The following is a 12,752-nucleotide window of genomic DNA, read 5'->3' on the forward strand; positions in this document are numbered from 1 at the left end:
ATTCCTTTCATAGCGTAGTGCAAATATATTCAAAATTTATGTACATTTGTATTATGTTATACATAATATGAATTATTCAACTATTTATAAAGATGCGCTTTTGGGGGATGTCCTTCCTTTTTGGGAGGAAAATTCCCTTGATTTGTTAAACGGAGGCTATTTTACTTGTCTCGATCAAAAGGGCAAGGTTTACGATAAGGATAAATTTGTCTGGCTGCAAGGAAGACAGGTATGGCTTTTTTCCATGCTCTATACTAATTTGGAAAGCCGGGAGGCGTGGTTGGGCATTGCCCAATCTGGAATACAGTTCCTTAAAAAATACGCCAGGGATGAGCAGGGAAATTTTTATTTTTCACTGACTTGTGAAGGTCGTCCACTAATTCGGCCCTACAATATTTTTTCAGATTGCTTTGCGGCCATGGCTTTTGCCCAATACGCCAAGGCTTCGGGGGATCAAGAGGCAGCGGATATTGCCAAGCTTACGTACGGCAACATCTTGAAGAGGCGTACAGATCCCAAGGGAATCTACGAAAAAAGTACCGGTGTAAGGGCATTGAAGAATTTTGCCCTGCCCATGATCTTGTCCAATCTCGTTTTGGAGTTGGAACCCGTACTCCAACCCGATCAGGTGGAAAACACCCTGGATACGTGTATCGATGAAGTGATGGGGGTGTTCTTGAAAAAGGATACTGGACTCATATATGAAAATGTCAATATGGATGGAACGTTGAATGATTCCTTTGAGGGGCGCTTAATCAATCCCGGACATGGCCTGGAAGCGATGTGGTTTATTGCTGATATCGGAGTCCGTAGAGAGAATGTTGCCTTGATACGAAGAGCAAAGGAAACGGTTTTACGTCTTTTGGATTTTGGTTGGGACGACCGATACGGTGGAATTTTTTACTTTATGGATGCCAAGGGGTATCCGCCGCAACAGTTGGAGCACGATCAAAAATTATGGTGGGTGCATTTGGAGGCCTTGGTGGCCCTGGCCAAAATGTACCAGCTTACTGAATGTCCAAAAATATGGGCGTGGTATGAAAAGGTGCACCAATATACATGGACCCATTTCCCCGACCCGGTCAATGGTGAGTGGTTCGGTTATTTAAATAGGCAGGGGCGTCCTCATTTAACATTGAAAGGTGGTAAGTGGAAAGGCTGTTTCCATGTTCCACGTGCCCTTTATCAATGCTGGAAAACATTTGAAAAAATAGAAAACAAAAATACAGTTTAATGAATATGACCAATCGCATTTTCAAACAGATCTTTATGGGGCTCATTGTTGTTGTGGCGCTCTCATGCAGTACCAATCAAAACCATGCCATTAAAATAAAGGCGGAACAACCTATTTTGCCTGTGTTGACAGGAAAGGATAAGAATAAAGTCCTCGAAATCGAGCTGAACGTGCCAAAGACGCCCAAGGATTTGAACGCGAAAGAATTTGTATTTTCTTTGGAGGGTACAACGGATATTCGAGATTTGGCCATGGCTACTTTGTTTTATGGCACTGAGGACGACTTCGAAAATGCTTCGGTGGTTGGAAAAACCACGGACTTGGCGCCAAGGTTCTCCGTAAATGCAAACCAGTCCTTGTCACAAGGTGTGCAATACTTCTGGTTGTCCGTTAGCTTGAATGAAAGTCCCGATTTAACTGGAAAAATCGGTGTGAAATTAACCAATGTGACGCTTTCCGATGGTTCGCAGCTAGGCGTTGGTATGGAAGTCGCACCTAGGCCACAACGCCTTGGCATTGCTCTTAGGCAAAAAGGTCAGGACGGTATCGACACCTATCGAATCCCTGGAATTGCGACTACGAATAAGGGTACTTTGATAGCCGTGTACGATAACCGTTATAACGACCCAGTGGACCTACAAGAGGATATCGATGTGGGTATGAGCCGAAGTACCGATGGTGGACAGACATGGGAGCCGATGAAGGTAATCATGGATATGGGCGGGTTTGATGGATTGCCAGAGGACCAAAACGGTATTGGTGATCCAGCTGTGCTGGTAGACCGCAGGACAAACACCATTTGGGTAGCCGCTCTTTGGCTTCATGGGTATCCGGGGGAACGAGCTTGGAATGCCTCTGAACCTGGAATGTCCCCCGACAAGACAGGTCAACTTATGCTGGTAAAAAGTGAGGATGATGGGTTGACATGGTCGTCCCCGATCAATATAACGAAGATGACCAAACAACCCGAATGGCAGTTATTCTTTAATGGTCCTGGTGCAGGGATTACCATGGAAAACGGCACCTTGGTATTTCCTGCCCAATTTAAGGATGCCGAAAGGGTACCACATTCAACGATCATTTACAGTAACGACAATGGCAAATCCTGGCAAGTGGGGACCGGTGCGAAATCGGAGACCACGGAGGCACAGGTAGTGGAAGTCTCCCAAGGGGTCCTTATGCTCAATATGCGCGACGATAGAAACAGGGCCAACCGAAAAGACAGTCTGAACGGCAGGTCGGTGGCAACAAGCCGTGATATGGGGAAAACTTGGATCGAACACCCGACTTCCCGAAAAGCTTTGATCGAACCCAATTGTATGGCAAGTATCATTGCCCATGAACATCCCGAACGGGGAAAACTACTGTTTTTTTCAAATCCAGACTCAAAGACCCGTCGCAATCATATTACGGTAAAGACAAGTTTTGATTTGGGGATGACCTGGCCCGAGGAGCACCAAATCGAACTCTATGCCGATGATACCTATGGGTATTCCTGTCTTTCGATGATTGATGAAAATCACTTAGGAATTCTCTATGAAGGGACAAGGGAACTATATTTCCAAAAAATTCCATTGAGTGATTTAATTGGTTCCTAAAACGTAATGATGAATTTAGTTTTATTCCCCCCGACCCATATCATGACAAGGTTTTTAGACTGGATTTGGGTGGTCTGCCTTTGTTTTGTTTCGATCAGCCAAGTGCATGGCCAATCGTCCACAACCGCAGGTGGACACCAATATCCCATAATCCCCACCCCAAAGCATGTGGAGTATGGAGATCGTGTTCTTACCTTTGATGGATTCTACATGGAATCCGTCGCTTTTCCCCGTGAAGGCCTTATACTCAATGAATTTTTAGAGAGCAATGGGATTGGGAATGATGCCCAAGGGCTCGCTGTCAACCTACTGAGGAATGATACCATCGGGCCCAATGATGAGGCATATATGCTTAGGATAGATAGTGCTGTGACCATTTCCGCAAATTCGAAAGCGGGAGCCTATTATGCTATCGCAAGTTTAAAGCAGCTCTTCCGAAAAGAGGGCAACAAAGGACATTTGCCTGTTGTGGACATCAAGGATTGGCCTTCGTTCGAGGTTCGGGGTTTCATGCACGATACGGGGAGAAATTTTCAATCTGTAGATCAATTGAAGGAACAGATCGAGGTACTTGCCAATTACAAATACAACATTTTCCACTGGCATTTAACGGATAACCCGGGATGGCGGTTGGAAAGCCGAAAATATCCACAATTACAATCGGATGACGCGTTCTCAAGAGATATTGGCCAATATTATACTCAGGAGGATTTTAAGGAAATCTTGGCCTTTTGCAAAGCGCGAAACATTACCGTTATTCCAGAACTGGACATACCTGGTCATACGGAAGCGTTCCGGAGGGCCTTTGGTTTCAGTAAAATGAACAACCCCCAAGTATTGTCCATTCTATTGGACTTATTCGATGAACTCATGGCACTGGCCGATGCCGATGAGATGCCATACATACACATGGGCACGGATGAGGTGAGAAATAGGACGGAAGAAGTTCCCATCGAATTTATAGAGACCCTTGCCCGCCATATCCAAGAACATAATCGAAAAGTCATAACTTGGAAGGAGGGTATCGAATTGGATGAAGATATCGTCACTATTCAACAATTATGGGCGCAGCATCCGCCAACAAAAGGCAGGGAATTTATTGACTCCAGGGCCAATTATATCAACCATCTCGATCCATTGGCAGGAATGGTTCGATTATTCTTTCAACAGCCATGCCGTCAAGTCAGGGGAGATACTATTGCATTGGGCGGGATATTGTGTGCATGGCCAGATAACAATGTGTCCGACCAACGCGATATTTTACGTCAAAACCCTATATATCCTTCCATGGTGTTTTATGCGGATGCCATTTGGAACGGTAGGCCCGGGTACGACAAGCAGTATTGGACAGTGTTGCCCAAAGCAGGTACACCGGCCTATGTTGCCTTCCAACAATTCGAGGAAAAGGTGATCAAGCATCGGGAATTGTTCTTTGCAAAGAAGGAATTTCCCTATGTTTCCCATTCTGGGATCCCATGGCAAATTATAGGCCCTTTTGATCATGGCGGTGATTTCTCCACGTCATTTCCAGTGGAAACGGGCATACAGAAAAAATACAGGGTTGACGGTAGGGTGTTTACATGGGAAGGACCTTATTTTGGTGGAACCATACATTTGAAGCACTTTTTTGGATTTCCATCGATTACCGATGCAAAACGTGGGACCTTTTATGCAACCACCCAAATATATTCCCCCGATCATCGTGTTCAGGATTTTTGGGTGGGTTTCCATGGTTGGTCAAGATCGGGAGGGCGTCGAGGAGGCCCTTTTCCACAACAGGGTGAATGGCATAATACCCAACCGGGAATATGGGTAAATGGAACCCTAATTGATCCCCCACAATGGAAACAACCGGGCATAACTGCCCAATCGGAAGAAATTCCTTTTCTTGATGAAGACTACTTTTATCGTGAACCGACAAAAATCCCATTAAAAAAAGGGTGGAATGAAATAATATTGAAGATACCCTTTGGCAAGCCTTCTTGGAAATGGATGTTTAGCTGTATACCTATACGGGAAACCGCCGATGGAATCCGAGAGGCCGAAGGGTTGAAATATAGATTGGCAATTAAAACGGAATAGTATGACAATTATACGGTGGATTATTCTTGTGGCCCTGTGTTGTATCTCTGGTCTGTGTAGGGGACAGCATCAACAAAAACTTGTTCTGGAAAAACTGCCTAGCTTGTCGGGTGCAGACCTAGAGACCTCAAACGGTTTTGCCGGTATGATGGGGGGCAAGCAAGATGGGGTTTTGATTGCAGCAGGTGGGGCCAATTTTCCCGATGGATTTCCTTGGGAAGGTGGAAAAAAAGTCTGGAGTGACGCCATTTATTACCTCAAGGGGGAGCAGTGGAAACTTGCATCACAGAGATTGCCCCTGCCTTTGGCTTATGGGTCATCCGTCAGTCTGAACGAGGGTATCCTTTTGATAGGAGGGGAGAATGCGCAAGGGAGCACCAGTCAGGTACTTCTGTTGAGTTTTGATCCAAGAGGGGAGTCTTTTACCTTGACAGACTATCCAAAGCTTCCCGAACCCTTGGCCTATTCATCTGCAGTAGTGGAAAACGGTTATGTTTACGTTATAGGGGGGAAGAATGCCCTAAGAAGCACCAATTCCTTTTATAGGCTGTCCCTAGCAACAAAATCCTGGGAAAAATTACCGGATTTCCCCGGACAACCAAGGGCCCTGCATGTGGCTGCGGTACAGGACACCCAACATTCCAGAAAATTATTTGTCATAGGGGGAAGGAATCAAAGGAAGGGACAAAAATCCATACCATTGAGGACATTTTTGGCCTATGATCTTTTTACGGGAGAATGGCAAGAGCTAGGGGAACTGCAGATCGGTGGTACTCCCAAGGTTTTGATGGGGGCCTATGGGAGGTCGGTGGGGTCGATGCATATTATGGTTTATGGGGGCTCCGATGAAGTGCTTTTCAACAAATTGGAAGCAATTGCATTACGGATGCAGTCAGTGCAGAACGATTCCATTATAAATGCCCTAAGGTTGGAACGGGACGAAATTTTAAAGGATCATCCTGGATTTTCGAACGGGGTACTGTCCTACAATACCATTACTGGCAAGTGGTTTGAATATGAATCGCTTGATCGACCTTTGCCCGTTACCGCCCTATCCTTTGCCGATGGCCAAGATGTGTTCATGGTCTCAGGGGAGGTATCGCCTGGAATTCGCACCACCAGGGTGCAGAAAATTACGGAAGGGGAGGCGGTACGGGCATTCGGTGCCATTAACTATATCGTGCTGTTCGGCTACCTTATGATTTCCTTGCTTATCGGGGTATATTTCTCTTATAAACAAAAGTCCACGAACGATTACTTTGTCGGTGGGGGGCGGATTCCATGGTGGGCCAGTGGCCTCAGTGTTTTTGGAACCTTGCTGAGTGCCATTACCTTTATGGCCATTCCGGCGAAGGCATTTGTCACCGATTGGTCCTTTTTTATGTTGAATATGGCTGCCATAGCCATTACACCTTTGATTTCCCTGGTGTTCATTCCTTTTTTCAATCGTTTAAAGATTACCACGGCTTACGAATTTTTGGAGGACCGCTTTAATTACACGGCTAGGGCCTTTGGTAGCCTGTCCTTTATCCTGTTTCAATTGGGCCGTATCGGTATTGTGCTTTTGTTGCCCTCATTGGCCATTTCCATAGTTACGGGGATTCCTGTTGAAACCAGCATTCTAATGATGGCTTTGTTGTGTATTGCCTATACCGCCTTCGGGGGAATCGAGGCCGTGATCTGGACGGACGTTCTGCAGGTCATCGTCCTGCTCGGTGGAAGTGTTCTGGCCGTTATATGGATTATGTTGCATACGGAAAGTTCCTTTGGAGACATGATTGGCTATGCTTCTGCACAGCAAAAATTCAATGTAGCCAATATGGATCTTGATTTTACCAAAGCCACATTTTGGGTAGTGACCATCGGTGGGCTCGCCTCGGCCATGGTGACCCAGGGAACCGATCAGACCATTGTTCAGCGTTATCTAACCAGTACGGATATGAAGAATTCCCAAAAAACGCTGTACACCAATGCCATATTGACCTTGCCGGCAAGTGTTATTTTCTTTGGCCTTGGAACTTTGCTGTTCATTTTTTATTCTGAATTTCCAGCTCGCTTGTCCCCTACCATTTCAAATAACGACTCCATTTTTCCAATGTACATTGTCAAGGAATTGCCTGTAGGGGTATCGGGACTTTTGGTGGCCGGTATTTTTTCTGCAGCCATGAGTAGTATCAGTAGCAGCCTGAACTCCGTTTCCACTGCCTTTTGCAATGATTTCTACAAACGGTTCAAAAGGGATGTGGCCGATAAACGCTTATTGCGTATCGCTAGAATGGTTACTGTTCTTACCGGACTGATCGGAATGTTACTGGCTCTTTGGATGGCCAATTCCAACATTAAATCCCTTTGGGATGAGTTTTATAGGTATCTTGGTTTGTTTACTGGAGGTCTTGGAGGTATGTTCCTATTGGGCATGCTGACCAAAAGGGCCAATGCAAGGGGAACTCTTTTAGGCCTTTTTGCCAGTGCGGTTTTGATATGGTATATCAGTGTGTTTACAAATATCAGTTTCTTAATGTATGCGTTCTTTGGGCTGGTTTCCTGTTTCGTTTTCGGATACCTGTTTAGCCTATTTTTTAAACCCAAGGGCAATCATTGATCAGTTGTGTTGTATGGCCAGGGGCTATCACTGGAAGCTCACAATCGTTCAAACTGGATGGTTAGGGAAGACTGGACGGGTAGGTAACAAAAGTCGACAGGTACGACTGGGGTACACCTTGTTAATGACCCCAAAATGATGTCCTTAAAAATTTACATCTTTACAGGAACAATTGTACCATCTGGAACGGTCTAAACTTTTTAGGAATAAAAACAAAAAACTTAAATGTTAAAATCCCTCGGCTATATCATGTTGTTTTTGATCTTGGGCGAAGCCCTAAGGCATCTTTTCCATCTTCCTGTTGCAGGAAATATCTTGGGAATGATATTTATTTTCCTTGCTCTGAGAACAAGGATCATTAGCTTGGATTCGGTAAAACCGGCCGCAGATAAACTCTTGAACTATATGGTACTCTTTTTTGTGCCCTATGGGGTTGGCTTAATGAACCATTTCGATGTGGTAAGGGAGCATTGGGGCGCCTTGGCGCTAGTGGTGACTGTCAGCACATCCATGACACTGATCATAACCGGATATATCCAACAAATACTTGAGAAATGAAGGAATATCTTCTGACCTCGCCCATGGTTTGGATCTTTCTGACCTTGGCGGTTTATTTTTTAGCCCAAAAAGTTCACGTGAAATTGAAGTGGGTCTTGGCCACCCCGATCTTAATCACGGTTTCGGTCCTGATAGTGCTTTTGCTGGCTTTGGACATCGATTTTGAAACCTATGATCAAGGCGGTCGGTATATCAGTTTTTTTTTGGGACCTTCCGTGGTTGCCCTAGGAGTATTGTTCCATGAAAAATATGATGAGATCAAAAGCAATTTGATACCCTTTTTTGCCGCAGTGACCATTGGGGGTGTCTCCAGTATATTTATAGTTTTGTTGAGTTTGATCTGGTTGGAATCCCCCAGTTTCATCGTTAGGTCATTGGCCGCCAAATCGGTGACCACGCCCATAGCCATTGAAACTACCAAATTGGTTTCGGGAATACCGGCAATTACGGCCGCAGTGGTCATAGCCGTGGGCATTTTTGGAAATGTCTTTGGGGTACCTATTCTAAGGGCATTTGGCATTAAGAGTGAAATGGCCATAGGAACGGCCCTGGGCACGGCCTCCCATGGCATTGGTACAGCTCGGGCTCTGGATATTGGAAGGAGTGCCGCCGCTTACGGAGGTATCGCCATTTGCGTAAACGGCGTGGTCACAGCAATTTTGGTCCCCTTGATATTGGATGGGTTCAATTTTTTATGATTGGCTTGAACACACTTAATAAACAAACGCTTTGAAAACAAAAGACAAAAACAACATGACAATAAAAAATATCATACTATACATACTTCTTCCAATGGTAATGTTGGGCTGTAAAACAGTTGCCCCGCCCGAAGCTGTGGGACCGACCCCCTCAGAAAGGCAAATGGCTTGGCACAAAATGGAATATTATGCCTTCGTACATTTTAACATGAACACCTTTACCAATAGGGAATGGGGAACAGGGGCCGAATCACCAAATCAGTTCAACCCCTCCAATTTGGATGTCCGACAATGGGCAAGAGTGGCTCGTGATGCCGGTATGAAAGGTATTATTCTTACGGCCAAGCACCACGATGGTTTTTGCCTGTGGCCATCCAATACTACCGAGCATTCGGTCAAGAATTCACCCTGGAAAAATGGGGAGGGAGACGTGGTCAGGGAATTGAGCGAAGCCTGTAAAGAGTATGGACTGAAACTCGGACTATACCTTTCCCCCTGGGATCGGAACAATACATATTATGGCCGGCCCGAGTACGTGAAAATCTTCCATGAACAGCTCCGGGAACTTTTGACCAATTATGGAGAATTGTTCGAGATTTGGTTTGACGGGGCCAATGGAGGTTCTGGCTACTATGGAGGTGCCAACGAGTCCAGAAAGATCGATAGTAAGACCTACTACGATTGGGAAAAGACCACCGCCATGATCCGAAAGTTGCAGCCCAATGCCGTAATCTTTGCGGATAACGGACCTGATGTACGCTGGGTGGGCAATGAGGAAGGCTGGGCCAATGAGACGAATTGGAGTATCATGCGAAGGGACGAGATCTATCCCGGTTGGCCCCGTTACGTTGAGCTGCGTTCCGGCCATGAGGATGGTACCCATTGGCTACCGGCCGAAGCCGATGTTTCCATCCGGCCGGGATGGTATTATCATGCCGCTGAGGACCATCAGGTGAAAACGCTGCCCCATCTGCTGGATATTTACTATAACGCTATTGGTAGAAATGCCGCCTTGCTATTGAACCTTCCGGTGGATACCCGTGGGTTGGTACATGAAAAGGATGTGAGACGCTTGATGGCCCTAAAAGAACAAATCGACAAAGATTTTGCCCATGAACTTACAAATAATTCAAAAATAGAGGTTTCGAACACGCGAGGAGGTCATTCCGACTATTCGGCCAAAAATATGTTGGATGGCAACAATGATACCTACTGGGCAACCGATGACGGCATTACAAGGGCCACTATCACAGTTTCGTTCGATGAACCCACCGAGCTAAACCGGATAGTTTTGCAAGAATTCATTTCCTTGGGACAACGGATCAAAAAATTTACCGTGAGCGCAAGGGTCGATGGAAAATGGAAAATACTCGACGAGCAGACAACGGTAGGCTATAAGCGCATTCTTCGCTGGGAAACCGTTTTGGCGGATAAGGTGAAAATAGACATTTTAGATTCCAAAGGCCCCATTCTGCTGTCCAACCTTGCACTGTACCGTGCACCTAAGCTAGTTGTGGATCCCATCATTACAAGGAACCGTAAAGGGCTTGTTTCCCTTTCGGTGCCAGAGAGATCGGTCGATGTTTTCTATACCTTGGATGGTACCGAGCCTTCCATGGGCTCCCAAAAATATCGTGTACCATTTTTGGTAGAAAAGCCCACTACCGTCAAGGCCATTGCGATAAATCTCGAAAACGGACAGGGAAGTGGCGTGGCGGTCAAATATTTTGACCTGGCCAAAAATGATTGGAAGGTCGTTTTTCCGATCGGGGAAGAAAAAGAGGTGATAAAATTGATGGACGATAATCCCGAAACCTTTTGGGCGACTAATCAAAAAGAGGTTGTAATCGATTTGGGACGCACCCATGAGCTAAATGGTTTTACCTACTGGCCCAACCAAGAACGCTATCCGTTCGGAATCATTACCCATTATGAATTTCTGGTGAGTCAAGATAATAGGAACTGGCAGTCTGTGGCATCGGGGGAATTCGGTAACATTGTCAATAGTAGAATCGAACAAAAGGTTATGTTCCAACCAACGAAGGGCAGGTACATCAAATTACGCGCCTTGGGGGTCGACGGTAAAGATTCACGGGCATCTTTTGCCGAAATAGGGGTTTTGACCCAAGACCCGTACCAAGATAACCAATAGATGGCGAAACATAAAGAACAAAGCTCAGCGTACCGGTATAGCCAAAAAAATAAAACAAATCGATACACAATGCCCCAACTACTACAAAATCTAAAAAAAGTCAAAGTAGCCTTCACTTTATGTATGCTACCGATAGGATTATTGGCCCAATTGAGCCTTTCCCCTTTTTTTGGTAATCACATGGTGGTGCAACGCAACCGTCCCATCCATTTTTGGGGCAAGGGGCAACCACAAACCACCGTTGTGCTGAAGTTGGGCAATACCACCAAAGAAACCACCGTGGAAAAGGATTCCACATGGAGCCTGTATTTAAAAAGGCACAAGGCCTCTTCCGAACCGATGGGCCTACTCATTGTAAATGGTGGGAAAAGGATAGAAATCAATAATATTATGGTTGGCGATGTGTGGCTGTGCATAGGTCAGTCCAATATGGAGTGGCCCATGGAACGGGAAATGTATTTTAAAAATGCCAATGGGTTTGCTGGTGACTCCTTGCTTCGATTCTACAATCCAACCTATGCAGGAAAAAATATCTATAACAAGATTTTTGTCGACTCCATTGCAAGTCAATTGACCCCAGAGGGTTTTTACAGGGGAAATTGGCAAGAATGTGACAGCACTTCCGTGAATACCATGAGTGCAGTAGGATATTATTTTGGCAAAACGATCATGGATACCGAAGCTGTACCTATTGGTCTTATCCATTTGGCCATAGGAGGTGCTCCCATAGAAACCTTCATAGACCGAAAATCCTTCCTTCGTAACCCTCGCTTTAAAAACAAAGTCAAGGGAAATTGGCTGGACAATGATGAACTGCCGGTTTGGGTCAGGGAACGGGGCAGACAAAATGTAGGGGGAGCAAAGAATGTACCCCAAGACAATCTGGGACCCAACCATGCCTTTAAACCAGGTTTTGCCTATGAAGCGGGAGTCCGACCATTGATGAAAATGCCCATAAGGGGCATTGTTTGGTACCAAGGGGAGAGCAACGCCCAAGAACTCGATCGTGTGGAGGAATACGGGGAGTTGCAAGAAATGATGGTCAAAGCCTACCGTCGCCAGTGGAAAGACCCAGACATGCCGTTCCTGTGGGCACAACTCTCTTCTATTGATACGGTGCACTATAAGTCAAGGTTTTGGCCCGAGTTTAGAAACGAACAACGAAAACTATTGGACAGGATACAAAATTCAGGGATGGCCGTGACAAGTGATATAGGCGCCAGACATGACGTGCACCCAATAAACAAAAAGGCAGTGGGCGAGCGTCTTGCCCGGTGGGCCCTTTCAACCGTTTATGGCCACGACGAAGTGCCTTCCGGCCCATTGCCCAAAAAAGCAAAGTACAAAAATGGGAACATTATTGTTACCTTTCGGTATGGCAAGGGTTTGACGACTTCGGATGGAGAAGCTCCACGGGGCTTTTCCTTGGATGGTAAGTCGCCGATACTGGCATTCATTGATGAAAGGGACAGAATTGTCATTCCGTCCCCACAAAAACCAAAAAAATTGTATTATGCGTGGAAACCTTGGACGGATGCCAACCTAGTCAATGCTGGGCAGCTTCCCGCATCCACGTTTAAAGTGAGTGTAAAATAAATATCCACGACGATAAAAATGAATAACAGATGAAACGTAGGGAATTCGTTAGAAACAAAATCATCGCATCCACAGCAATTGGATTGGGAGGGGCTCCATTATTTGCAATGGAATCGCAAAATACCTATCCATTGGTCAAAAATGATTTTCAACTCAAATATGCACCGCATTTGGGCATGTTCAAGGAATCGGCCGGGGACGATCCCATCGATCAATTGAACTTTATGGCAGA

Annotated in this window: 8 protein-coding genes and 1 pseudogene; all 9 read left to right on the plus strand. The window is 45.6% G+C overall.

Annotation, left to right across the window (positions count from 1 at the left end):
* Positions 1-67 precede the first annotated feature (67 nt).
* Entirely contained in the window at positions 68-1,234 is a 1,167-nt protein-coding gene (locus VM932_RS15765) for a n-acyl-d-glucosamine 2-epimerase (RefSeq protein WP_326280093.1), read from the plus strand.
* Entirely contained in the window at positions 1,234-2,832 is a 1,599-nt protein-coding gene (locus VM932_RS15770; RefSeq protein WP_326280095.1) for a sialidase family protein, read from the plus strand. Before VM932_RS15765 ends, VM932_RS15770 begins: the two co-directional genes overlap by 1 nt.
* Before the next feature lie 42 nt (positions 2,833-2,874).
* Positions 2,875-4,914 carry a family 20 glycosylhydrolase gene (locus VM932_RS15775; protein ID WP_326280097.1) on the plus strand — a complete coding sequence of 680 codons (2,040 nt, stop codon included), beginning with the start codon at positions 2,875-2,877 and terminating at the stop codon, positions 4,912-4,914.
* Position 4,915: 1 nt separating this feature from the next.
* Entirely contained in the window at positions 4,916-7,516 is a 2,601-nt protein-coding gene (locus tag VM932_RS15780; protein ID WP_326280099.1) for a sodium:solute symporter family protein, read from the plus strand.
* Positions 7,517-7,741: 225 nt separating this feature from the next.
* On the plus strand, positions 7,742-8,074 hold the full coding sequence (locus VM932_RS15785; RefSeq protein WP_326280102.1) for a CidA/LrgA family protein: 333 nt from the start codon (positions 7,742-7,744) through the stop codon (positions 8,072-8,074).
* Positions 8,071-8,772 (plus strand): LrgB family protein, encoded by a 702-nt coding sequence (locus VM932_RS15790; RefSeq protein WP_326280104.1) that lies wholly within the window; start codon positions 8,071-8,073, stop codon positions 8,770-8,772. Before VM932_RS15785 ends, VM932_RS15790 begins: the two co-directional genes overlap by 4 nt.
* A 55-nt stretch (positions 8,773-8,827) precedes the next feature.
* Entirely contained in the window at positions 8,828-10,924 is a 2,097-nt protein-coding gene (locus VM932_RS15795) for an alpha-L-fucosidase (RefSeq protein ID WP_326280106.1), read from the plus strand.
* A 69-nt stretch (positions 10,925-10,993) separates the two neighbouring features.
* Positions 10,994-12,520, plus strand: a complete 1,527-nt coding sequence (locus VM932_RS15800; protein ID WP_326280109.1) for a sialate O-acetylesterase — start codon at positions 10,994-10,996, stop codon at positions 12,518-12,520.
* Between the two features lie 29 nt (positions 12,521-12,549).
* Positions 12,550-12,752: pseudogene (locus VM932_RS15805) on the plus strand (xylose isomerase); the annotation flags it as partial.

This window comes from Flagellimonas halotolerans, from assembly GCF_035818535.1.
Taxonomy (GTDB): domain Bacteria; phylum Bacteroidota; class Bacteroidia; order Flavobacteriales; family Flavobacteriaceae; genus Flagellimonas; species Flagellimonas halotolerans.

What these genes read in the sequence shown, in the direction of transcription:
- VM932_RS15790 (WP_326280104.1), top strand. Translation starts at nt 8,071, where the DNA reads ATGAAGGAATATCTTCTGACCTCGCCCATGGTTTGGATCTTTCTGACC.
- VM932_RS15780 (WP_326280099.1), top strand. Translation starts at nt 4,916, where the DNA reads ATGACAATTATACGGTGGATTATTCTTGTGGCCCTGTGTTGTATCTCT.
- VM932_RS15800 (WP_326280109.1), top strand. Translation starts at nt 10,994, where the DNA reads ATGCCCCAACTACTACAAAATCTAAAAAAAGTCAAAGTAGCCTTCACT.
- VM932_RS15785 (WP_326280102.1), top strand. Translation starts at nt 7,742, where the DNA reads ATGTTAAAATCCCTCGGCTATATCATGTTGTTTTTGATCTTGGGCGAA.
- VM932_RS15795 (WP_326280106.1), top strand. Translation starts at nt 8,828, where the DNA reads ATGACAATAAAAAATATCATACTATACATACTTCTTCCAATGGTAATG.
- VM932_RS15765 (WP_326280093.1), top strand. Translation starts at nt 68, where the DNA reads ATGAATTATTCAACTATTTATAAAGATGCGCTTTTGGGGGATGTCCTT.
- VM932_RS15770 (WP_326280095.1), top strand. Translation starts at nt 1,234, where the DNA reads ATGAATATGACCAATCGCATTTTCAAACAGATCTTTATGGGGCTCATT.
- VM932_RS15775 (WP_326280097.1), top strand. Translation starts at nt 2,875, where the DNA reads ATGACAAGGTTTTTAGACTGGATTTGGGTGGTCTGCCTTTGTTTTGTT.